This window comes from Streptomyces sp. NPDC036764 (assembly GCF_055609385.1).
Map to the genome: position 1 here is coordinate 2,092,261 of NZ_JBVJPT010000001.1, position 21,430 is coordinate 2,113,690.

Consider the following 21,430-nt stretch of genomic DNA (forward strand, 5'->3'; position numbering starts at 1 on the left):
ATGGCCGTCCTGACCGCCCCCCACCACAAGCCCCCGGTCCCGGCGCCGTCCCGTGGCGGCCGGGCCCGGGGCCCGCGGCGCACACCCCCACTGGTGCTCGCCTTCGTCCTCCTCCCGCTGCTCGCCGAGGCGGTGTGGGTGTTCTGGCCCGCGCTCCAGGGCTTCTATCTCGCCCTGACCAGTTGGGACGGCGTGTCGGCGCCCAGGTTCGTCGGCCTGGACAACTTCCGGGAGATGGCGGGCGACGACGTCTTCCGCAGCGCCGTCGGCCACACGGTGCTCTGGCTGGTGCTGTTCGGCGGCCTGTCCGCCCTGCTGGGCCTCGCCGCCGCGATGCTGCTCCAGCAGGAGCGGCGCGGCGTCGGCTTCTACCGCGCCGCCCTCTTCCTGCCCGTCGTGTTCTCGCTCGTCGCCACCGCCCTGGTCTGGCAGGCCGTCTACCAGCCCGACGGCGTCCTCAACCAACTCCTTCAGTCCGTCGGCCTCGGCAGCCTGCGGCACGCCTGGCTCGCCGACCAGGACACCGCCCTGTACGCGGTCATCGTGCCCGCGCTGTGGCGGCAGATCGGCTATGTGATGGTCCTGTACCTCGCCGGCCTCAAGGGCATCGACCCCGCCCTGTACGAGGCCGCCAAGGTCGACGGCGCGAGCGCCTGGCAGCGCTTCCGCCACGTCACCGTGCCCCAACTGCGCAGCGTCAACGCGGTCGTCCTGTCGGTCATCATCATCGACTCGCTGCGCTCCTTCGACGTCGTGTGGTCGCTGACCCGCGGCGGCCCCTACCACTCGTCCGAACTGCTGAGCACCTACATGTACTCGACCGCCTTCCAGTCCCTGCGGCTCGGCTACGGCTCCGCGCTGGCCGTCGTCATCTTCCTGCTGGCGTTCGGCGTCATCGCCGCCTATCTCGTGCGCGCCTTCCGGGAGGCCGACTGATGTCCGCCAACTCCACGGCCGTGCGCCGCAAGCGGGCCGCCACCGCCGGGTTCCATCTCTCGGCCGGCGCGCTGGCGCTGCTGTGGCTGCTGCCCATCGCCCTGGTCGTGGTGACCAGCCTGCGCTCCTTCGACGACATCGCCGCGAACGGGCTGGGCAGCCCACCCCACTCCTTCACCTTCGACAACTTCCGCCTGGCCTGGGTCGACGGCGGCCAGCAGCGCGCCCTGATCAACAGCCTGCTCGTCACCGTGCCCTGCGTCCTGGTGACGCTGACCCTGGCGGCGATGGCCGCGTTCGCGCTCAGCCGCTACGAACTGCCCCTGCGCCGCTCCGTGTTGCTGCTCATGCTCGGCGGCAACCTGCTCCCGCCGCAGATCCTGCTGATCCCCGTGTCCAAGCTCAGCGAAATGATGGGCGTCTACGACACCCTGCCCGCGCTGATCGGCGTGCAGATCGGGTTCGGCGTCGGCTTCTACGTCTTCGTCCTGCACGGGTTCATGCGGTCCATCCCCGCCGAGATCCAGCAGGCGGCCGTCGTCGACGGAGCCGGACCCTGGCAGATCTTCTGGCGGATCATCCTCCCGCTGACCCGCCCTGCCCTCGCCGCACTCAGCGCCCTGTCCTTCACCTGGATCTTCAACGACCTGCTGTGGGCGATCACCGTGCTGCGCAGCGACACCAAGATGCCGATCACCGCGGCCCTCATCGGCCTCCAGGGCCAGTACGTGTCCATGTGGAACGTGATCGCCGCCGGCTCCGTCATCGCCGCCGCCCCCACCGTCGCCGTATTCCTGCGCTTCCAGCGCCACTTCGTGGCCGGCCTGAACCTCGGAGCGGTCAAGTGACGCCGTACCAGCGCTGGACTCTGCGCACCGAGAACACCAGCTACACCGTACGGCTGTCCCCGGACGGCCCGTGGGCCGAGCTGGACGCCTGGGGACCGCACGGAGTCGAGACCGGACCCTCGGCGCTCGACTGGTCGCACCGCACCCACTTCATCACGCCCGCCGACGCCGCCCCCGCCGAGTATCTGCCGCACGGACTGCGGCCGTTTAACGGCGCGGACCTCACCGCCGAGCGTGCGGACGGCGAGAGAGGCGTGTGGTGGGACTTCGAAGGGGCGGAGGAGACCGAGGGGAAGCTGCGCCTCGCCTTCACCGACGAGGTCCTCGGGCTCCGCACGGTCCTCTGCTACGAGACCGTGCCGGGCACGGATGTGATCCTGCGCTGGACCGAGCACACCGCCTCGTGGGAACTGCGCCTGGAACGCCTCGACTCGGCAGCCGTGAACGTGCCCGTGACGGCCGGGGCCCGCCTCACCTACCTCACCGGCCAGTGGTCCCAGGAGTTCCAGCGCACCCAACTCGACCTGACCCGGGGCACGTTCACCATCGGCAGCACCCAGGGCGTGCCCGGTCACGCCTATGTGCCCTGGCTCGCAGTGCAGGACCTCGCCACGGACCACGGCCCCGCCTACGGGCTCGCCCTGGAGTGGCCCGGCAACTGGCACATCACCGCCGAGGCCGAGCCCGGCGGCGCGGTCCGCGTGCGTGCCGGACGCGTCCCGCACGAGGGAGCCGTGCTCCTGGCGCCCGGCGCCACCCTGACCACGCCCCGCCTGGCCTGCGCGTTCAGCCCGGACGGACTCGACGGCCTGTCCCGAGTCTGGCACCGCTACGACCGCCACCTCACCGGCGACCGCCTGCACCGCACCCGCAAGGTCCTCTACAACTCCTGGGAGGCCACCGGCTTCGACGTCGACGCCGCCGGCCAGCTCGAACTCGCCAAGGCGGCGGCCGGCATCGGCGCGGAACTGTTCGTCGTGGACGACGGCTGGTTCACCGGCCGCCGCGACGACACCGGGGGACTCGGCGACTGGTACCCGGACCCGGCCGCCTTCCCGCAGGGCTTCGACCGGTTCGTCGAGGACGTACGCGGTCTCGGCCTCGACTTCGGACTGTGGGTCGAGCCCGAAGCGGTCAGCCCCGGCAGCCGCCTGCACACCGAACACCCCGACTGGGTCTACCGCATCGACGACCGGCCCGCCCGGCTCGTCCGCAACCAGCTCCTGCTCGACCTCGGCCGCACCGACGTCCAGGACTTCGTGATCGGCACCCTGGACCGGCTCCTCGGGACCTACGCCATCGGCTACCTCAAGTGGGACATGAACCGCCCGCCCACCGAACGAGGCCGACCCGGCGCCGGGCACGTCGACCTCGACGCCGAGCACGTCGCCGGATACCTGCGCGTCCTGGACCACCTGCGCACCGCCCACCCCGACGTCAGCGTCGAGGGCTGCGCGGGCGGCGGCGCCCGCATCGACCACGCGACGCTGGCCCGCACCGACGTCGTCTGGCCCAGCGACAACACCGCCCCGCTGGACCGGCTGAGCGTCCAGTACGGCTTCCTGCATGCGCACGCGCCGCACGTCATGAGCTCCTGGGTCACCGACGCACCGGGCGTCTTCGACCCGCGCCCGCGCAGTCTCGCGTTCCGCTTCGTCAACGCCATCTGCGGAGTGCTGGGCATCGGCGCCGACCTGCGCGTCTGGACCCCGGACCAGCGGGCCGAGGCCGCGCGGTGGATCGCCCGCTACAAAGAGGTGCGGGACGTCATCCACCACGGCGAGGTCCGGCTGCTCGGCTCCCCGGCCGACGCCACCTGCGGTGTCCAGTACGACGCCGGCGAGCGCACGGTCGTCGCCGCGCTGAGCACGGGCCGCCTCGACGGCGCACCCCTCGTGCCCGGACGCCCCGACCGGCTCCGGCTGCGGGCCCTGAACCCGGCGGCGCACTATCGGGACACGGCGACCGGAACGACGTACAGCGGAGCCCATCTGCTGCACTACGGGCTGCCGTTCGCCTGGAGCGCCGATCATGACGCGGATCTGGTGGTACTGACACGTGAGTGAGCCGCATATGTTTCCCCAACGGCCTGTCTCCGCACCCGGACCCCCCAGGGGCGCGGGGAACTGCGCGACCAGCCACGACGAACCCGCAGCCACCGGAGCTCACGAAGGAGTCGACCCCACGATGGACCAGTCCCCACGCCGGCACGGTGACCGCTTCGCCGGCCGCACGGCCGTGGTCACCGGCGCGGCCTCCGGCATCGGCGCCGCCACCGCCGTGCGCCTGGCCGCGGAGGGTGCCGCAGTGGTGCTCGCCGATATCGCGGAGGAGACCGGCGCGGCGGTCGCCGAACGGATCGCGAAGGACGGCGGCCGGGCCCGGTTCGTGCGGGCCGACGTGGCGGCCGAGGACGACTGGCGCCGGATCGTCGCCGCCGCCCACGACTTCGGGCCCGTGGACGTCCTCGTCAGCAACGCCTACACCGTCGACGTCGCTCCGGCCGATGAGCTGACCCTGGAGTCGTGGCAGCGGCAGCTCTCCGTCAACCTCACCGCGAGCTTCCTCGGCTTCCGGGCGGTACTGCCCGACCTGCGGGAGCGGCGCGGCGCGACCGTACTGACCTCGTCCGTCCACGCGCGCGTGGGCATCCCCGGGCACCCGGCCTATGCCGCGTCCAAAGGCGCCCTGCTCTCCCTGTGCGGTCAGCTCGCCGTCGAGTACGGGCCCGAGGTGCGCGTCAACGCCGTCCTGCCCGGGCCGATCCTGACCGCCGCCTGGGACCGGGTGCCGCCCGAGGACCGCGAGCGCAGCATCGCCGAGACGGCCGCCCGCCGCTTCGGCAGCCCCGAGGAGGTGGCCGCGGCCATCGCCTTCCTGAGCGCCGACGAAGCCTCCTACATCACCGGCACGAGCCTCGTCGTGGACGGGGGCTGGAGCGTCGTGAAGGCCTCGGCATGACCGGCACCCCCGTCCGCACCCTTCAGCAGAAAGGCTGTACGACATGACGCCCTACGCCCGCCGCGGCGTGCACGGCCAGACCGTGGAGGCCCTCGCCCGCCGCATCCTGGGCGGCCGGATCCCCGAGGGAGCCACGCTCGACCTGGTGGCGCTCCAGAGCGAGTTGGACGTCAGTCTCACCGCGCTGCGCGAGTCCCTGAAGGTGCTCGCCGCCAAGGGCATGGTCGACGCACGCCAGAAACGCGGCACGTTCGTCCGGGCCCGCGCCGACTGGAACCTCCTCGACGCCGATGTACTGCGCTGGCAGTTCGAGGGCGCCGACGAGGCCACCGACGCCGACCGGACCCTGCTGCGCAACCTCGCCGAGGTCCGCGCCATCGTCGAACCGGCCGCCGTGCGCCTGGCCGCCGAACGCCGCACCGACGCCGACCTCGCGGCCCTGGAAGCGGCCCTGGATGCGATGGGCGGGCGGGGCACCGACCCCGGGCAGGCCGTGGAGGCCGACCTCGCCTTCCACCGCGCGCTGCTGACCGCCACCCACAACGAACTGCTTCAGCGCATGGAGATGGTCATCGAGCCGGGCCTCGCCCACCGCGACCGCATCGTGCACAGCCACCCCCACAGTGAGGACCCCGTACCGGCCCACCGCGCCGTCCTGGACGCCGTACGCGAGCAGGACGCGAGTGCCGCCGAGACGGCGATGCGGGCCCTGCTCGTCCAGGCCGGGCGCGACCTGGACCGCATCGACGGCCCCGACGACACGAAAGGCACCGGCGGCAAGTGAAGATCACGCGCATAGAAACCTTCCTGGTACCGCCGCGTTGGCTGTTCTGCCGGATCGAGACCGACGACGGCGTGGTCGGCTGGGGCGAACCGGTCGTCGAGGGCCGGGCCGAGGTGGTCCGTGCCGCCGTGGACGTCCTCGCCGAACACCTCGTCGGCCAGGACCCGCTGCGCATCGAGGACCACTGGCAGGTGCTCAGCAAGGGCGGCTTCTACCGTGGCGGCCCGGTCCTGTCCAGCGCCGTCGCCGGGATCGACCAGGCCCTGTGGGACATCGCCGGCAAGACCTACGGAGCCCCCGTGCACGCCTTGCTGGGCGGGCCCGTGCGCGAACGCGTCCGCGTGTACGCGTGGGTCGGCGGCGACGAACCGGCCGAGCTCACCGAACAGGTCGCCGCCCAGGTCGAGGCCGGTTTCACCGCGGTCAAGATGAACGCCGCCGGCGCCACCTCGCCGATCACCACCCCGGCCGAGACCGCGGCCGTCGTCGCCCGCGTGGCCGCCGCCCGTGACGCCCTCGGCCCGGACCGTGACGTCGCCGTCGACTTCCACGGCCGCTTCACCGCCGCGAGCGCCCGCCGTGTACTCGCCGAACTCGCTCCGCTGCACCCGCTGTTCGTCGAGGAACCCGTCGTCCCCGAGCACGGTCACCTGCTGCCCGGCCTGGTCGCCTCGACGCCGATCCCCCTCGCCACCGGCGAACGCCTCTACTCACGCGCCGAGTTCCTGCCCGCATTCACCGCCGGCATAGCCGTCGCCCAGCCCGACCTGTCCCATGCGGGCGGCATCTCCGAGGTCCACCGCATCGCCTCCCTCGCCGACACCTACGGCGCACAGCTCGCCCCGCACTGCCCGCTCGGCCCGATCGCGCTGGCCGCCAGCCTCCAAGTGGCGTTCGCGACACCGAACTTCCTGATCCAGGAGCAGAGCCGCGGCATCCACTACAACAAGGACGCCGACCTGCTGTCCTACCTCGTCGACCCCGCCCCGTTCCGGTTCGTCGACGGCCACGCGCCCCGCAACGACGCCCCCGGCCTGGGCATCACGATCGACGACGCCGCCGTACGCGCGGCCGACCGCTCCGGACACGCCTGGCGCAACCCCGTCTGGCGGCACTCCGACGACTCCTTCGCCGAGTGGTGACGTAAGTGCTGACCATCACCACCGACGCCGAGCACGGCGGCCGCTGGACGTCCCTGCGCTCACCCTCGCGCGAATGGCTCTGGGGCCGCGCGGCACCGGAACGGGACAAGGCCGCGCCGGGCGACGCGTTCGTGGACGCGGGCGGACTGGAGGAGTGCGTCCCCACGGTCCGCGGCCTGCCCGACCACGGCGACGTCTGGTCACGGGCCTGGACCCGGACCGGCGACACGGAACACGTCCAGGGCGAGTCCTTCACCTTGGCGCGGACCATCCGCACCACGGCCGACGGTGTGCAGGCCGACTACACCCTCACCGCACCGGCCGGCTACCGGTTCGTATGGGCGGCGCACGCCCTGCTGGACCTCTCCGGGCGCGCGACCCTGCACATGCCCGACGGCGCCCCCACCCGCCTGTTCCCCGAGGCCGCACAGCTCCTCGGCGAGCCCTGGCCCGCCGACGCCCCCTGGATCACCGGCCCGTGGCCCACACCCTACGGAGTACCGATGGGCCGGCTCGGACCCGACGACGGCACCGCGGTCGGAGCCGTCGTGGACACACCGCTGGCCTGCGTCCACGACGACCACGACCGGCTCGCCCTGGAACTGCGGGCGGACGGACAGCCCGTGTCGATCGCCCTGTGGCGCAACCTCGGCGGCTTCCCGCAACCGCACCCGTACCGGAGCACGGGCGTGGAGCCCATGCTCGGGCGGGTCTTCGACCTCGCCGACGCGGGCCCCGACGACGCCGCGCGGGTACCGCCGTCCGGCGAGGTCCGCTGGCGGCTCATGCTCACCGGGGCCTGCCGATGCCCCTCGACCCCCGCACCGAAGGAGCACCGTTCGTGGACCTGACAGCCGCGCTGGCCGCCCACCGCCTGGTCGCGATCGTGCGCGGCGACGACGCCGACGCCGCGCTGCGCACGGTGCTGGCCCTGGTCGAGGAGGGCGTCGAACTGGTCGAGGTCTCGCTGTCCGGCAAGGACGCCCTCTCCGTCATCGAACGCGCCCGCCACGCCCTCGGCTCGGACCACCCGCTCGGTGCCGGTACCGTCCTGACCGCCGAGGACGCCCGCGCCGCACACCGTGCCGGAGCCGGCTTCGCGGTCACCCCGGGACTGGGTGAAGGCGTCGTCGCCGCACAGGAGTTGGGCATGCCGGTCCTCGCCGGAGTGGTGACCCCGACCGAGATCATCGCCGCCCGCGCCCTGGGCGTGGCCGCGTTGAAGGTCTTCCCGATATCCCAGTTCGGGGGAGCGGCGTATCTCAAGGCCCTGCGCGGGCCGTTCCCCGACGCGCCGTTCGTCCCCGTCGGGGGTGTCGACGAGACCGTGGCCCGCGCCTGCCTCGCGGCCGGTGCCCTCGCGGTCGGCGTCGGCTCACCCCTGATCGGCGACGCGGCCGACGGCGGCAGCATCGACTCCCTGCGGGAACGCGCCCGTCTGTTCCGCACCGTCGTGGCCGAGGCGGCGAGGCCGTGACCGCCGAGCTGCGCCCCGACCGCCTCGAACTGGGCGAGGGCATCCGCTGGACCGGAACCGGCATCATCCTGGTCGACATCCTGGCGGGCCGCCTCCTCTCCGCCCCGCACGAACCGACGGCACCCCTGCGCACACTGGCCCAACTCCCCGTCCCGCTGGGCGCCGTGGCCCCGGTGGCAGGGCACTCCGGCACCTGGATCGCCGCTGCGGGCACCGGCATCGCCCTGCTGCACCCCGACGGCACCCTCGACTGGCTGGCCCGGCCGGAGGACGACGCCCCGGTACCGATGCGCATGAATGACGGCGTCGCCGACCCGTTCGGCCGCTTCTGGGCCGGCAGCATGGCCTACGACGCCGACGAGGGCGCCGGTTCCCTGTACCGCGTCGACCGGGGCGGAACGGCCGTACGGGTTCTGGACGGCATCACGGTCCCCAACGGGCCCGCGTTCACTGCCGACGGCGGTCTGATGTACCTGGCGGACAGCGCCCGGGGCCTGGTCCGGCGCTACGCGGTGGACCAGGTGACCGGCGACCTCGGGGCACCCGAGGAGTTCGTGACGATCCGCGACGGCAGCCCCGACGGTATGGCGGTCGACGTCGAAGGCGCCGTGTGGATCGCTGTCTGGGGCACCGGCACGGTACGCCGCCACCTGCCCGACGGCACGCTCGACCGCACACTGCGGCTGCCGGCCCGGCAACCGGCCGGCGTGTGCCTCGCCCACGACGTCCTGCACATCACGACCGCCCGCGTGGGTCTGGCGGTGCCGGGTGATGACGACGGCGCCCTGTTCACCGCCCGCGTCGACGTGCCGGGCACCCCGACGCCGGTCTGCCGGCTCGACACCGTCCGGCAGGCCTCGGCTCTCGGGGGTCGGTCATGACCGGCGCTCGGGCAGCCGGGACGGCCACTCCCTGGCGCCCTGCTCCCGGCCTGGTCGTCCCGTCCGGCACCCCGGCGCCCGCCTGCTGGCTCGACATCGTCTGGCATACGTCGGGCCCTCGGGGATCGGTCGTGATCGGCGCTCGGGCAGCCGGGACGACCGCCCCCTGGCGCCCCGCTGCCGCCCCGGTCGTCCCGCCCGGCACCTCGACGCCGGTCTGCCGGCTCGACACCGTCCGGCACCCCTCGGCTCTCGGGGATCGGTCATGACCGGCGCACGAGCGTCCGCGACGACCGCCCCCTGGCACCTCGCTCCCGGCCCGGTCGTCCCGCCCGGCACCTCGACGCCGGTCTGCCGGCTCGACACCGTCCGGCACCCCTCGGCTCTCGGGGATCCCGCATGACCGGCGCACGAGCGTCCGCGACGACCGCCCCCTGGCACCCCGCTCCCGGCCCGGTCGTCTGCGTCGGCGAGACGATGGCGGCCCTGGCCCCCGATCCACCGAGCCCTCTGCTGACCGCGCCGCGGCTGCGGCTGTCGGTGGCGGGGGCCGAGTCGAACGTCGCCATGTACCTGGCCGACCACGGCATCCCCGTCGCCTGGCTTTCGGCCCTCGGCGACGACCCACTGGGGCATCGCGTCCGCGCCACGGTCGCCGCGCCCGGCGTCGACGTGTCGCACGTGCGCACCGACCCCGACCGCCCGACCGGCCTGCTGATCAAGGACCCTGACCCCGCCGGAACGCGCGTGCACTACTACCGGCGCGGCTCGGCAGCCTCCGCCCTCGGCCCCGACCTGCTGGACGGTCCGCCGGTGCGCACGGCCGCGCTGCTGCACCTGACCGGGATCACCCCGGCGCTGTCGGCGTCCTGCCGCGAACTGGTGACCCGCGCGCTGACCGGCGAGCCCGGCACACGCCCGTACGCGGTGAGCTTCGACGTCAACCACCGCGCCGCCCTCTGGCCGGCCGGCACCGCCCCGGCGGTGCTGCGCGAACTGGCCGACCGGGCCGACATCGTCTTCGTCGGCCTGGACGAGGCGCAGGCGCTGTGGGGCGAGAACCTGACCGCGCTGGCCGTACGGGCGCAGCTCCCGAATCCGCGCATCCTCGTCGTCAAGGACGGGGCGAGGGCCGCGACCGCGTTCACCGAAGAGGGCGCCGTCACCGTGCCGACGCCGCGCGCGACGGTGGTGGAGGCGGTGGGCGCCGGCGATGCCTTCGCGGCCGGCTTCCTCGCGGGTCTGCTGCGGGGCACGGGTACGACCGGCGCCCTGCGCCTTGGCCACATCACCGCCGGGTCCGCCCTCCAGGTGACGGGAGACCACGGCCCGTTGCCCGACCCGGGCGAGACGGAGGCACTGCTCGCCCTCTCGACGCGGGAGTGGGCGCGACGCGCGCTCGTGTCGCCGTCAGCGTGAGCCTCTCCGGCGCTTCGATGCGCGCTCATGTCGCCGTCGGCGTGAGCCTCTCCGGCGCTTCGATGCGCGCTCGTGTCGCCGTCGGCGTGAGCCTCTCCGGCGCTTCGATGCGCGCTCATGTCGCCGTCAGCGTGAGCCTCTCCGGCGCTTCGATGCGCGCTCATGTCGCCGTGGGCGTGAGCCTCTCCGGCGCTTCGATGCGCGCTCATGGCCCCGTCGGCCTGAGCCTCTCCGGCGCTCAACGCGCGACAGGCGATTCGCCCGCCTATGCTCCATTTGTGTGACGACTATCTTCCAAGAGCTGGTGGCGAAGGAGCGCGCGGCCGAGCAGGCGCACAGCCGCGTGGAGGAGCTGCGCGGCATGTACGGGCCGCCGACGCAGCAGGGCGGCTGGAGTCCGGTGCAGACCGAGACGTACAACACGGCCCTGCGCGCCTGGCGGGACCTGGCCCGGGAGGTGCGGGTCGCGCTGGCCGACTACGCCAGGGAGCAGGGCGAGGCGCGTGGTGACGTCGAGGAGCAGGTGAAGAAGGCGGTGTGGCACACGGACCAGGGTGGCGCCGGGGCGTAGAGGAGCGGGGTCCCGGCTGCCGGCCCTGCTCTTGACGCACTGGGTCTCGTTACGCAACTCTGGAGGTCAATAACCTTCAATGAAGAAGGAGTCGGTGCGGGGTGGAGTGGACGGGCGCGCGCTATGCGGACACACCCACGGTCGAGGTACGGGCGTGGATCGACGCGCCACCGGACCGGGTGTGGGAGATCGTCTCCGATGTGTCGTTGATGCCGGGCATGAGCGACGAGCTCCAGTCGGTCCACTGGCTCGACGGCGTGTCCCGGCCTGCCGTGGGCGCTCGCTTCGTCGGCCGCAGCAGGCATGAGGCCCTCGGGGAGTGGGAGACCACCTCGCACGTCATCGAGTGCGCGTCCCCGCGCGTCCTCGCCTGGGCTGTCGAGGACCCGTCCCGGCCCTCCGCCGTCTGGCGCTTCCGGCTCGAAGGCAAGGACGGCGGAACAGAGCTCTCGGAGTGGATGCAGATGGGACCCGGCCGGTCCGGGCTGTCCTTCGCCATCGACGAGATGCCGGACAAGGAGCAGAAGATCGTGTTCGTGCGCATGCGGGAGTTCGAGCGCAACATGACCGCCACGCTGGGGCACATCAAGAAGCTGGCGGAGGGGCGATGAGGACCGCGACGACGATCGAGGCGTCCGGACTCGGTTCCTGGCGGCAACAGGCGGACTTCGTCGCGGAGGCGGAGAAGCTCGGCCTCGACATCTGCTGGGTCGCCGAGGCCTGGGGCTCCGACGCGCCCTCCGCCCTCGGGTACTACGCCGCCCGCACCGAGCGCATGCTGCTGGGCTCCGGCGTGATGCAGGTCGGCACACGGACGCCCGTGGCCCTCGCGCAGACCGCGATCACCCTCTCCAACCTGTCCCAGGGGCGCTTCCTGCTGGGCCTCGGTCCCTCGGGCCCGCAGGTGATGGAGGGGCTGCACGGCGTCTCCTTCGCCCGCCCGCTGGCCCGCGTCCGCGAAACGGTCGAGATCGTGCGGCAGGCCCTCGACGGCGGCAAGATCGACCACACCGGCGACGAGTACCGCATCCCGCTGCCCGGCGGGGACGCCGTCCCCATGAAGCTGTCGATGCGGGCCGAGCACCCCGTGCCGATCTACCTGGCCGCCCTGTCACCGGCCATGCTCCGGCTGACCGGCGAGGTGGCCGACGGCTGGCTGGGCACCAGCTTCGTGCCCGAGGGAGCGGCGGACGCCTACTTCGCCCCGCTGGACGAGGGCCTGGCACGCGGCGGACGCGCCCGCGCCGACCTGGACGTCTGCCAGGGCGCCGAGGTCGCCTTCGCCCCCGACGAGGAGGCGCTGAGCGCCATGGTCGCCGGCCGCAAGAAGGAACTCGCCTTCAGCCTCGGCGGCATGGGCTCGGCGTCCACCAACTTCTACAACCGCGCCTACAGCCGCCAGGGCTGGGCCGACGTCGCCGCGGAGGTACGGCAGCGCTGGCAGGCCGGGGACCGGGACGGGGCCGCAGCGCTGGTCACCGACGACATGGTGCTCGCGACGACGCTGATCGGCACCGAGAGCATGGTCCGCGAGCGGCTGCGCGTGTGGCGCGACGCCGGCGTGGACACCGTCCGCCTGTACCCGGCCGGTGCGGACCTGACCGCCCGCCTCGACACCCTGGGCCGCGCGATCGAGCTGGTCCACGAGGTCGGAGAGCGGGCATGAGCGCGCGTACGTCCTTCGCGAACTGGCCGTGCTCCATCGCGCGGACCCTGGACATCGTCGGCGACGCCTGGACGCCCCTGGTCCTCAGAGAGGCGTTCTACGGCAGCCGCCGCTTCGACGAGTTCCAGGGCGAGTTGAGGATCGCCCGGAACACGCTCGCCGACCGGCTCCGCCGACTCGTCGAGGCCGGGCTGCTGGAGAAGCGGCTCTACGAGAGCGAACCGCCCCGGCACGAGTACCTGCTGACGGAGCAGGGCCGGGACCTCTTCCCGGTGCTCGCCGCGATGGCCCGCTGGGGCGATCGCTGGCTCGCCGGCCCCGAGGGACCGCCGATCACCCTGCACCACGAGGCGTGCGGCCACGACGGGCATGCCGAGGTGGTCTGCTCCGCCTGCGGAGAGCCGCTGCACGCCGACGACACCGCCGCGCGGCTCGGCCCCGGCTACCCCGACCGGCTCAGGTCCCGGCCCGATGTGCGGCGCCGCTTCGCACCGGAGTGAACGGGAGCCGGCCGACGTCAACGGATGCGGTGCTGCTTCCAGAAGGGGTTCAGGTCCTTGTCCGTCACGGACTGCGCGGCCTTCTTGAAGGCGGCGGTGGTGGAGACGCCGTACCAGTGGTCGCGGGCGTAGCGCTTGAGCAGACGGGCCATGATGTCCGCGCCGAGCGTGCGTTCCAGGTCCGCGAGAGCGCAGGAGCCGGCCGTGTAGACCAAGTGGTACTCGCCCCGGTGCGCGGCCCAGTACGCCATCGAGTTGGTCAGCGCCGTGCTGTCGCTCGGCCAGTCCTCCTCCGACCAGCAGTCGCGGGTGTCCCAGCCGTAGAAGCGCGCGTTGGCGTACTGGGCGAAGCTCTCGTCCAGCCAGGGCGCGCCGTACTCGTCGTTGCCGACGATGCCGTACCACCACTGGTGAGCCACCTCGTGCACGACGGCGCCGCCCTCCTCGGTGGTCCCGAGGAGGACCAGGCCCGGATACTCCATGCCGCCGCCGAACCCGCTGGTCATCACCAGGTCGATCTCGCCGTACGGGTAGCGGCCGAACTCCTTGCCGAACCGGTCCACGGCGGCGGCACCGTCCTTACGCGTGAGGCGCACTCCCGTCGCGGACGTCTCCGGCGCCCAGTACGACTTCACCCGCACGCCCCCGGGCGTCGTGTCGACGGCGGTGCGGAACGGACCCGCCGCCCAGGCGAAGTCCCGGACCCGCTGCGCGACGCTGACCGTGAGGGTGCGACCGGGCCTGCCGGGACGCGTCGAGGTGCGGCCGGTGGCGGGGATCTTGAGGTTCGAGGGGTGGTCGAGGGCCACGCGGAAGTCGCTCGCCAGGGTGTAGAAGCTCTCGCCCGTCGACACATACGGATCGAGGTGCCACCCCTTGGCGTCGTGCACGGCGAGCACGGGCAGCGCGTTGCCCAGGAAGCGGAAGGCACCCTCGCGGCCGAAGCGGTCGTTGCGTTTCGGCACGGTGATGGACACGTCGAAGGAGACGGAGGCGCGCTCACCGTGCGCGAGTGGCTTCGGCAGGGCGATCCGGAGCGCCGTGCAGTGCACGGTCGGCCGGCCCGCGGTACCTCCGCGCACCCTGGACACCTGGACCGCCGCGGGTGTGCCGGTGGCCGTACCGCACTTGTCCACGCCATTGCCCCACAGGCGTATGTACACCTCACGCAGCGGATCTGCGGCGGCGTTGCGGAAGGACACCCGCTGCCGTCCGGTCCAGCGGGAGCCGTCGGCGTTGCCGCGCAGCGACACCTCGTAGCGAGGCCGATCGGGTGTCGCCGGCTCGCTGCCGCGGACGCCGGTACCGGTCGGCGCCGCGGCTGCGGTGAGGGCCTCGGGCCCGGTGCCGCCCTGCGTCATGAGCAACGCGAGCAGGACAACGAGCAGACGGGCAACGGCTTTTGACGTCCACGCAGGTAACGAGGGCATGACAGCGGATCATGCCACAATGTGTGAAGTATTGGCCCAGACTGTGGGAATGGAGTTCTTCTGCTACCACCGTGACCGGCCCGATTCCCTGGCACTGCGCGAGCTGCTGGTGGAGGAGCACTGGTCGTACATGGACCTGTTCGCCGAGCAGCTCATCGCACGCGGCCCGACGTTCGCGCCGGACGGTGAGACGCCGACCGGCAGCGTGCACATCGTCGACCTGCCCGATCCCGCCGCCGCCCGTGCGTTCGCCTTCGACGAGCCCAACTACCAGGCCGGCGCGTACCGGGACGTGCTGCTGCGCCGGTGGCGCAACATGCTGGGGCGCACCATGTGGGACTTCCCCGGAGGCCGCAGCGAAGGCAATCGGTACCTGGTGCTGGGCCTCGGCCCGGACCGGGCCGCCGAGCCGGCCGAACCGCCCGAGAACGACGAACTCATCGCCTACGGACCGCTGCTGTCCGACGACGGCACCGCCTGGCTGGGCACGGCGGCGCTGGTACGCGCAGCGGACGCGACGACGGCACGCGCCGTCCTGAAGGTCGACCTGTACGCCGATGTCGAGGTCCACGACTGGGAGTTCGGCGGCCGCCGCTGAGGCGCCGGCTTCAGGCGAGCGGCGGTCGTAGCGTCGCGGGCGTGGGGCCGTCAGGGCGGACCGTGAAGCCGTACTTCGCCTTCGCGGGGGTGGCGGAGAACGCCACGACGTGGGCCGGCAGCAGATGTTCGAGCAGGACGGTCGACTCGCGGAGCGCGAACTGCACGCCCAGGCAGGCACGAGGGCCGATGCCGAAGGGGAAGTAGGCGCCGGTGTCGGTGGGGCGGCCGCCGGGGGAGAGGAAGCGCCGAGGGTCGAAGTGCTCCGGATCCGGCCACAGTTCGGGATCGCGGTGGGTGAGATAGGGGCAGACCAGGAGATCGGTGCCCGCCTCGACACGGTAGCCGTCGAGGGTGTCGTCCTCGGCGGCGTGGCGGGGCATGAGCCACGCGGACGGGTACAGGCGAAGCGTCTCGTGGACCAGTGCCTGGATGGCCTGGCGGCGTTCCTCTGAGTTTTCCTCCCCGGCGGCGAGCGCTTGCTCGCGAGCGGCGGGGTGCCGATCGAGAAGCAGATACAGCCAGGTCAGGGTGCTGGCCGTGGTCTCGTGCCCCGCGGCGAGCAGCGTCACCAGCTCGTCGCGGATCAGTCGGTCGGTGTACTCGGGCCGCTCGGCGCCGGCTTCCGTGAGTACCTGAAGCAGGCCCGGCCCGTCAGGGCCGACCTCCCCGGCGCGGGCGGCCTCGATCGCGTGCCGGGCCACCGCGTCGATCCGGGCGAGATCGGTGGCGACAGCCGCCCGGGCGGCCTCCGTGTCGGCGGGCAGCGTCGGCAGAGTTGCCCCCACGGCCTCGATGGCCTCCAACTCGCGCTGGGTCTCGTCGTCGAGAGGGTGGCCGGTGAGGGAGCGCCAGATGGCGTCCAGGGCGAAGCGATGCATCTCCCGCCCTACATCCAAGGTCTTGCCGGTACGGGCGTACTCGGCCCAGCGCTCGGCGGTCGTCCGGGCCGCCTCGGTGATCCGCCGGTCGTAGCGGCGCATCCCGGTTCCGGTGAACTGGGACTGGAGCAGACGGCGTTGCCGCTTCCACGCCTCGCCCTCGGCGGACAGGACGCCGTCGCCGACCAGCAGCCGGGCGCGGTGGGAGCGCTTGACGTACTGCTCCGGGTGGCGGGCGAGTACATGCTGGACGGCCCGCGGCTCCGTGACGAGAACGGTGCGGGCGGGCCCGATCCGGAACGCCGCGACACCGCCGACGCGCTCGCGCACCTGAGTCAGCAGCTCGAGCAGTTCGCCGCTCTGCGAACGCCACCGCTCCACGAGCTCCGGTTCGGCTTCGGGCACCGGCCGGGCCGTGCCGGACGGGTGCGGGAGGGAGCCGGGGCCGGCTTCGGTGTCCATGTTCCATCTCCTGGGTGAGCCGCTGGAGTCGGCCGCGACGGCGCGTGCCGACGCCACGGACTGTACGGGAGCGGACCCACTTGACGGAGGTATGTCCGGGGGCGGTCGGGAGCGCGGGCGACGCACCGGCACCCCCCCCGCAACGCCGGACAGGTCCGCCTACTTGGCGACCCAGAGCCCCAGACGGTTCCCCTCACCCTCAGCCGCCCGCCGCAACGCGTCCGGGGAACCCAGCAGGCCCGACGGCAGATAGCCGGACCGTACGGTCGGCTCCCATCCGTGCACCTGGACCGCGAGGGCGGCAAGGGCGAGGGCGTCGAGCGGCAACAGGGTCCTGGGAGCGGGATCCGTTTCCACGGCCGAGGACACGCTCTGCCGGTGCTCGACCAGCCGGGCGGCGAGAGCCTGCTCGAAGGCCGACGGGTCGTCGTCGAGGAGGATCCGCAGGAGCCGGTGGTCCGGCGACAGGGCACCGGCCGCGTCCAACTGCCGCGCCGCCTCGGCGCGCTCGTCGGCGTCCGGCTTGCACAGGGTGACGGTCGGCCAGTCGCGGGGCAGGTGTCCGCTCGCCTGGGTCAGATAGCCGCACAGCGCGTCCATGGCGGCGAGGTCCGCCGGGTCCGACGCCGACGTCAGCTTCGAGTACGGAACCCCCTCACGGATGGCGGGCGCGTAGTCTCCGCGCAGCAGCAGACCGATCACCCGCTGCCACTCCCACACCGCGCCGCTGACCACGCACAGCGCGAACGCGTCGAGCCACGCCCGGGCATCGGGAGCCTCCTCCACGGCGTCCGCGAAGGAGACGTCGTCGGTGCTCAACGTCTCGCCGATGAGCGGGAAGGGGATCTCCTGATCGCCGTTGGGGAAGCAGCCGGCGCTCAACACCCCCAGAGCACACTCCGCCGCCGTACGTAGTACGGCCCGTGACGGCTCGTCGAGTGCGGGGTCCTCGATGGCGCGAGCCGCGGCATGGTCGAGGAGCTCGTCGCGCATCCTTCGCAACATCCCCAGGGACGGGCCGTCGTATCGCATCGAGTGCCAGTACCGCCTGGCCCGCCCGCCTATGTCGTCCAGTGCCCGGGCCGTGAGCTGCTCGCCGACCTCGTGGCACGCCACTTCCCGCACGCCGCCGTCCTTTCATGATCCTCACTCGGACCCGGCATGTTACGCGGAGGCGGTCCACGCCCGTCGGTCACCTTGCGCAGGCTGCTCGGAGGGAGGCCGGCGGATGTCGTCGGCGTCGCCGTCGTCCTCTTCGAGGTCGGGCCGTCGGGCGGGCTGAACGACGGCTTCAACCCTTCGTTCGCTCGTCCGAGCTCGCGGCGAACGCCCCCGCCGCGGACGTCCCTGCCGGCTCCTCCGCCGCTTTCGGCGTCACCGCGCGACCGCCCGGATGGCGAATCGCGCACAGGAAGCCGACGCCCAGGGCGATGGCCATGCCGTAGAACACCCACTGGTTGGCCTCGGCGAAGTCCATGCGGATCGCGCTCATCGCGTTCCGCGTCGCCGTCGCGGCGGGCCCGGTCCCCGTGGGCGTACTGGAATCGCCGTTGCCCGTGATGGACTCGGTGATGTCATGGGCCACGTCGTGCGCGACGTTCGACGGCAGGCCGCGGGACTCCAGGGTGTTCACCACGTTGTTGTTGGTGGCGTGGCTCAGGATCGTGCCGAAGACCGCCATACCCACGCTCGCCGCGAAGTTGCGCACGGTCTGGGTGACTCCGGTGACCTCGCCGTAGGAGGGACCGATGGCCCGGTTCACGGCATCGGTGGAGGCGGGGGCCAGGATGAAGCCGATGCCGGCGCCGGCCAGGGCGGCGTACGGCCACTGGTCGTGCATCGAAAGGTCGGTGAGCTTGCCGGCCCACAGGGCGAACCCGACGGCACCCACGATCGTGCCCGTCTTCAGTGCCGGGCGCGCCCCCTGCTTGTCGAGGATCCGGCCGCCCCACTGCGAGGCGATGGCGAACCCCGCGAAGAAGTACAGCAGGAACAGCGCCGCCTGGTTGGGCGAGGCGCTCAGGGACACCTGGGCGTACACGGAGGCGAAGAAGAACAGCGGTACGAAGGCGAGCATCGAGAAGAACAGCACCGCGGCGTCCACGCTGAACGCCTTGTCCCGGAACACCCGCAGATCGATCAACGGGTGCCGCACGCCTCGCTCGTACCGGACGAACGCGTAGAGAATCGCCAGGCCACCCGCGATGCAGCCCCATGTCGCGGCGCTGTCCCAGCCCCACGCCCACGCCTGTTGGAAACCGAGGACGCACAGGCCCATGCCGACGGCCATCAGTACGGCGCCGGGCACGTCGAGAGTGCCCGGGCGGCGCCGGTCCGCGATTCGGGCCCAGGCGGTGAGGACGAGCGCCACGATCGCCACGGGAACGTTGACCCAGAACACCGCGCGCCAGGTCCACGCCGTCAACCAGCCGCCCAGCAGCGGGCCGAGGGCGGTCAACGCGCCGGACAGCCCGAAGAACAGGGCCAGGGCACGACCGCGCCGCTCGGGCGGGAACACCGCCACCACCACGGCCAGCGCCGCGGGGAAGAGCAGGGCCGCACCGAAACCCTGGGTCGCCCGGAAGGCGATCAGCCAGCCCTGTGCCGCGTCGCCCTTGGGCACGCAGCCGCACAGCACCGACGAGACGACGAACACCAGCGTGCCGGCCACGACCACCCGGCGCGGCCCGTACAGGTCCGCCATCCTGCCGCCCAACGCGAAGAACGCGGCCAGGGACAGCAGGTAGGCGTTGACGACCCACTGCATGCCGGAAGCCGACAGGCCCAGTTCGCGGACGATGTCGGGAGCGGCGATGGAGACGATGGTCTGATCGATGAACGTCATCGCCACGGCGAACATCATCGCCGCGAGGGCCACGGTCTGTCGTGGTGCCGACCGGGATGCGGACGCGGTCTCGCCACGTCCTGGAGACGTGCCACTCACCCGTCCAGTCTGCGTCAGACCGGCCGACGTCGCATCACCAGCGACTCACGCGGACATCGAGGCTCCCGGCGCCGTTCGCGGTGGAGGACGGTCCGTCCGGGGCGGCCGGTCGCGAACCGACGTACCGTCATGTCCCCCCGGCCGGCGCGTCCATGGCCGGCGTGGCCCGCCCGCAGGTGGTCAACCCGCCCTGTCCACCGCTGCGTCGAGCATCGGGCCGAGCTCTCGGGACACCGTCGTCAGGGCCCGTACGTCCCGCTCCGCCCGTGCCATCAGGATCGCCCCCTCCAGCGCGCTGATCATCAAGGTGGCGAGCCGCCCGGCCCGCTCCTGCGGTACGCCCATGTCCACCAGGGCGCGGCCCACCGGCCCGGCCCAGGCGGCGAACGCGGCGGCCACGGCCTCTCGCGTGGAGTCCGTGGACTGCGCGCAGTCCACGGTGGCCGCCGCCACGGGGCAGCCGCCCGCGAACCCGACGGCCTCGTACTCGTCGGTCCACTGGCGGACCATCTCCGCGAACAGCCCGCTCGGTGTCGGCTCGGGCAGCGCGGCGAGGAAGCGGGCGACCCGGTTGCCGGCGTACCGGCCCGCCCACCCGACCGCCTCGTTGACCAACTGCTCCTTGCCGCCGGGGAAGTAGTGCTGGAGCGAGCCGCGCGGTGCCGAGGCGTGCGCGGCGACCTCACGCATTCCGGTGGCGGCGACCCCGTCCCGCCGCAGGAGTTGGGCCGCGCTGAAGACCATCCGCTCGCGTGGCCCCCGTTCCGACACCGCCATCCCGACCTCCGTCCCCGTCCATCCGCTTTTTCGAAGCTGTCGGCTCCCATCCTATGACAGCGGTCATATCGGCCCGGTACTATGACCGCTGTCATAGGCAGTAGTGGCCGCTACGACGCCTCGGCCTCGGCACGCGAGCGTGCGACAGCGGTACTGGAAAGCGGCGGTGCATCGTGTACGTGGGTTTCATCGGCCTCGGCGTCATGGGACAGCCCATGGCGCTCAACCTGGCTCGGGCGGGAACACCCCTCGTCGTGTGGAACCGCAGTCGCGACCGCTGCGAACCCCTGCGCGCCGCCGGAGCCGAGATCGCCGCCGGCCCCGCCGAGGTCTTCGAGCGGGCGGGGACCGTCATCCTCATGCTGGCCGACGAGACCGCCCTCGACACGGTCCTCGGGCGAGGCACCCCTGACTTCGCCACCCACGTCGCCGGCCGCACCGTCGTCCACATGGGCACGACCTCGCCCGAGTACTCGACCGCACTCCAGGACGCCGTACGCGCGGTGGGCGGCCGCTATGTCGAGGCCCCGGTCTCCGGCTCCCGGGCCCCCGCCGAACAGGGCGAACTCGTGGCGATGCTCGCGGGCGACGACGACGCCGTCGCGGCCGTACGCCCGCTTCTCGCCCCGATGTGCCGCGAGACGTTCGAGTGCGGCGGCGTACCGGGCGCCCTGCTGATGAAGTTCTCGGTCAACCTGTTCCTGATCACCCTGGTCACCGGCCTGACCGAGGCGTTCCACTTCGCCGGGCGGCACGGGCTTGACCAGGGCCTGCTCCGGGACGTCCTGGACGCCGGCCCCATGGCGAGCGCGGTCTCCCGGGGGAAGGCGCCCAAGCTGCTGGGCCGGGACTTCGCCGTCCAGGCGGGGGCAGCCGACGTCCTGAAGAACAACCGGCTGATCGCCGAGGCCGCCCGCAAGGCCGACATCGCGTCCCCGCTTCTCGACGTCTGCCACGCCCTGTTCGGTGAGACCGTCGACCAGGGACACGGCGGTGAGGACATGGTGGCCGTCCTCCATGCCCTGGAGGCCCGCACTGCGGGCGGCCACACACCACCCACGTTCCCGGGTTCCGCAACCCGAGTCACCGGCGGCTAGGCGCCCGCCCGTTCCTGGAGCAGCGCGCGCTCGGCCGGGCCAGGCCCCCGTCGATGG

General features: G+C 72.6%; 23 protein-coding genes. 18 read left to right on the top strand and 5 right to left on the bottom strand.

Features of this window, described 5'->3' with window-relative positions; genetic code table 11:
- The 16 genes from ACZ69Q_RS08355 (at position 1) to ACZ69Q_RS08430 (ending at position 13,185) form a co-directional block, all read left to right on the top strand.
- Positions 1-936 carry a carbohydrate ABC transporter permease gene (locus tag ACZ69Q_RS08355; RefSeq protein ID WP_471038401.1) on the top strand — a complete coding sequence of 312 codons (936 nt, stop codon included), beginning with the start codon at positions 1-3 and terminating at the stop codon, positions 934-936.
- Positions 936-1,784 carry a carbohydrate ABC transporter permease gene (locus tag ACZ69Q_RS08360; RefSeq protein ID WP_471038404.1) on the top strand — a complete coding sequence of 283 codons (849 nt, stop codon included), beginning with the start codon at positions 936-938 and terminating at the stop codon, positions 1,782-1,784. The genes ACZ69Q_RS08355 and ACZ69Q_RS08360 overlap by 1 nt, the downstream gene beginning before the upstream one ends.
- Positions 1,781-3,850 (top strand): alpha-galactosidase, encoded by a 2,070-nt coding sequence (locus ACZ69Q_RS08365; protein ID WP_471038407.1) that lies wholly within the window; start codon positions 1,781-1,783, stop codon positions 3,848-3,850. The genes ACZ69Q_RS08360 and ACZ69Q_RS08365 overlap by 4 nt, the downstream gene beginning before the upstream one ends.
- Before the next feature lie 121 nt (positions 3,851-3,971).
- Positions 3,972-4,745 carry an SDR family NAD(P)-dependent oxidoreductase gene (locus ACZ69Q_RS08370; protein ID WP_471038410.1) on the top strand — a complete coding sequence of 258 codons (774 nt, stop codon included), beginning with the start codon at positions 3,972-3,974 and terminating at the stop codon, positions 4,743-4,745.
- Positions 4,746-4,788: 43 nt separating this feature from the next.
- Complete coding sequence (locus ACZ69Q_RS08375) at positions 4,789-5,529, top strand: FadR/GntR family transcriptional regulator (protein ID WP_471038412.1); 741 nt, start codon at positions 4,789-4,791, stop codon at positions 5,527-5,529.
- On the top strand, positions 5,526-6,671 hold the full coding sequence (dgoD, locus tag ACZ69Q_RS08380; RefSeq protein ID WP_471038414.1) for a galactonate dehydratase: 1,146 nt from the start codon (positions 5,526-5,528) through the stop codon (positions 6,669-6,671). The genes ACZ69Q_RS08375 and dgoD overlap by 4 nt, the downstream gene beginning before the upstream one ends.
- Before the next feature lie 5 nt (positions 6,672-6,676).
- Positions 6,677-7,522, top strand: coding sequence for a hypothetical protein (locus tag ACZ69Q_RS08385; protein WP_471038417.1), 846 nt, complete (start codon positions 6,677-6,679; stop codon positions 7,520-7,522).
- A complete protein-coding gene (locus tag ACZ69Q_RS08390; RefSeq protein ID WP_471038419.1) occupies positions 7,513-8,148 on the top strand; it encodes a bifunctional 4-hydroxy-2-oxoglutarate aldolase/2-dehydro-3-deoxy-phosphogluconate aldolase in 636 nt (211 codons plus the stop codon). Before ACZ69Q_RS08385 ends, ACZ69Q_RS08390 begins: the two co-directional genes overlap by 10 nt.
- Positions 8,145-9,029: an SMP-30/gluconolactonase/LRE family protein gene (locus ACZ69Q_RS08395; protein ID WP_471038422.1), complete on the top strand. Its 885-nt coding sequence runs from the start codon at positions 8,145-8,147 to the stop codon at positions 9,027-9,029. The genes ACZ69Q_RS08390 and ACZ69Q_RS08395 overlap by 4 nt, the downstream gene beginning before the upstream one ends.
- 265 nt (positions 9,030-9,294) lie before the next feature.
- Entirely contained in the window at positions 9,295-9,432 is a 138-nt protein-coding gene (locus tag ACZ69Q_RS08400) for a hypothetical protein (protein ID WP_471038424.1), read from the top strand.
- Entirely contained in the window at positions 9,429-10,448 is a 1,020-nt protein-coding gene (locus ACZ69Q_RS08405; RefSeq protein ID WP_471038427.1) for a sugar kinase, read from the top strand. The genes ACZ69Q_RS08400 and ACZ69Q_RS08405 overlap by 4 nt, the downstream gene beginning before the upstream one ends.
- Positions 10,445-10,732: a hypothetical protein gene (locus tag ACZ69Q_RS08410; RefSeq protein WP_471038429.1), complete on the top strand. Its 288-nt coding sequence runs from the start codon at positions 10,445-10,447 to the stop codon at positions 10,730-10,732. The genes ACZ69Q_RS08405 and ACZ69Q_RS08410 overlap by 4 nt, the downstream gene beginning before the upstream one ends.
- A complete protein-coding gene (locus ACZ69Q_RS08415) occupies positions 10,729-11,019 on the top strand; it encodes a hypothetical protein (protein ID WP_471038431.1) in 291 nt (96 codons plus the stop codon). Before ACZ69Q_RS08410 ends, ACZ69Q_RS08415 begins: the two co-directional genes overlap by 4 nt.
- A 101-nt stretch (positions 11,020-11,120) precedes the next feature.
- Positions 11,121-11,630: an SRPBCC family protein gene (locus ACZ69Q_RS08420; RefSeq protein ID WP_471038433.1), complete on the top strand. Its 510-nt coding sequence runs from the start codon at positions 11,121-11,123 to the stop codon at positions 11,628-11,630.
- The gene (locus ACZ69Q_RS08425) at positions 11,627-12,685 is read left to right on the top strand and encodes an LLM class flavin-dependent oxidoreductase (RefSeq protein ID WP_471038435.1); all 1,059 of its coding nucleotides are present in this window, start codon (positions 11,627-11,629) and stop codon (positions 12,683-12,685) included. Before ACZ69Q_RS08420 ends, ACZ69Q_RS08425 begins: the two co-directional genes overlap by 4 nt.
- The gene (locus ACZ69Q_RS08430) at positions 12,682-13,185 is read left to right on the top strand and encodes a winged helix-turn-helix transcriptional regulator (RefSeq protein ID WP_471038439.1); all 504 of its coding nucleotides are present in this window, start codon (positions 12,682-12,684) and stop codon (positions 13,183-13,185) included. The genes ACZ69Q_RS08425 and ACZ69Q_RS08430 overlap by 4 nt, the downstream gene beginning before the upstream one ends.
- Before the next feature lie 17 nt (positions 13,186-13,202).
- On the opposite strand, the gene ACZ69Q_RS08435 is transcribed toward ACZ69Q_RS08430, so the two are convergent.
- Complete coding sequence (locus ACZ69Q_RS08435) at positions 13,203-14,615, bottom strand: M1 family metallopeptidase (RefSeq protein WP_471038442.1); 1,413 nt, start codon at positions 14,613-14,615, stop codon at positions 13,203-13,205.
- Positions 14,616-14,664: 49 nt separating this feature from the next.
- Between ACZ69Q_RS08435 and ACZ69Q_RS08440 the strand changes: the two genes are divergently transcribed.
- Positions 14,665-15,213 carry a YciI family protein gene (locus tag ACZ69Q_RS08440; RefSeq protein WP_471038444.1) on the top strand — a complete coding sequence of 183 codons (549 nt, stop codon included), beginning with the start codon at positions 14,665-14,667 and terminating at the stop codon, positions 15,211-15,213.
- Between the two features lie 10 nt (positions 15,214-15,223).
- On the opposite strand, the gene ACZ69Q_RS08445 is transcribed toward ACZ69Q_RS08440, so the two are convergent.
- The 4 genes from ACZ69Q_RS08445 to ACZ69Q_RS08460 all read right to left on the bottom strand — a co-directional run bounded on the left by ACZ69Q_RS08445 (position 15,224) and on the right by ACZ69Q_RS08460 (position 20,276).
- Complete coding sequence (locus tag ACZ69Q_RS08445) at positions 15,224-16,555, bottom strand: cytochrome P450 (RefSeq protein ID WP_471038447.1); 1,332 nt, start codon at positions 16,553-16,555, stop codon at positions 15,224-15,226.
- Positions 16,556-16,714: 159 nt separating this feature from the next.
- Complete coding sequence (locus ACZ69Q_RS08450; RefSeq protein WP_471038449.1) at positions 16,715-17,680, bottom strand: immunity 49 family protein; 966 nt, start codon at positions 17,678-17,680, stop codon at positions 16,715-16,717.
- Between the two features lie 166 nt (positions 17,681-17,846).
- Positions 17,847-19,418 (bottom strand): MFS transporter, encoded by a 1,572-nt coding sequence (locus tag ACZ69Q_RS08455; protein WP_471040154.1) that lies wholly within the window; start codon positions 19,416-19,418, stop codon positions 17,847-17,849.
- A gap of 261 nt (positions 19,419-19,679) precedes the next feature.
- Complete coding sequence (locus ACZ69Q_RS08460) at positions 19,680-20,276, bottom strand: TetR/AcrR family transcriptional regulator (RefSeq protein WP_471038451.1); 597 nt, start codon at positions 20,274-20,276, stop codon at positions 19,680-19,682.
- Between the two features lie 173 nt (positions 20,277-20,449).
- Here ACZ69Q_RS08460 and ACZ69Q_RS08465 point away from each other — a divergent pair, with 173 nt between their 5' ends.
- A complete protein-coding gene (locus ACZ69Q_RS08465) occupies positions 20,450-21,373 on the top strand; it encodes an NAD(P)-dependent oxidoreductase (RefSeq protein ID WP_471038455.1) in 924 nt (307 codons plus the stop codon).
- The last annotated feature ends 57 nt before the right edge of the window (positions 21,374-21,430 follow it).

Coding starts and splice junctions, on each gene's coding strand:
- ACZ69Q_RS08355 (WP_471038401.1), top strand. CDS start 1: ATGGCCGTCCTGACCGCCCCCCACCACAAGCCCCCGGTCCCGGCGCCG.
- ACZ69Q_RS08360 (WP_471038404.1), top strand. CDS start 936: ATGTCCGCCAACTCCACGGCCGTGCGCCGCAAGCGGGCCGCCACCGCC.
- ACZ69Q_RS08370 (WP_471038410.1), top strand. CDS start 3,972: ATGGACCAGTCCCCACGCCGGCACGGTGACCGCTTCGCCGGCCGCACG.
- ACZ69Q_RS08375 (WP_471038412.1), top strand. CDS start 4,789: ATGACGCCCTACGCCCGCCGCGGCGTGCACGGCCAGACCGTGGAGGCC.
- ACZ69Q_RS08400 (WP_471038424.1), top strand. CDS start 9,295: ATGACCGGCGCACGAGCGTCCGCGACGACCGCCCCCTGGCACCTCGCT.
- ACZ69Q_RS08405 (WP_471038427.1), top strand. CDS start 9,429: ATGACCGGCGCACGAGCGTCCGCGACGACCGCCCCCTGGCACCCCGCT.
- ACZ69Q_RS08425 (WP_471038435.1), top strand. CDS start 11,627: ATGAGGACCGCGACGACGATCGAGGCGTCCGGACTCGGTTCCTGGCGG.
- ACZ69Q_RS08430 (WP_471038439.1), top strand. CDS start 12,682: ATGAGCGCGCGTACGTCCTTCGCGAACTGGCCGTGCTCCATCGCGCGG.
- ACZ69Q_RS08435 (WP_471038442.1), bottom strand. CDS start 14,615: ATGCCCTCGTTACCTGCGTGGACGTCAAAAGCCGTTGCCCGTCTGCTC.
- ACZ69Q_RS08440 (WP_471038444.1), top strand. CDS start 14,665: ATGGAGTTCTTCTGCTACCACCGTGACCGGCCCGATTCCCTGGCACTG.
- ACZ69Q_RS08445 (WP_471038447.1), bottom strand. CDS start 16,555: ATGGACACCGAAGCCGGCCCCGGCTCCCTCCCGCACCCGTCCGGCACG.
- ACZ69Q_RS08455 (WP_471040154.1), bottom strand. CDS start 19,418: ATGATGTTCGCCGTGGCGATGACGTTCATCGATCAGACCATCGTCTCC.
- ACZ69Q_RS08460 (WP_471038451.1), bottom strand. CDS start 20,276: ATGGCGGTGTCGGAACGGGGGCCACGCGAGCGGATGGTCTTCAGCGCG.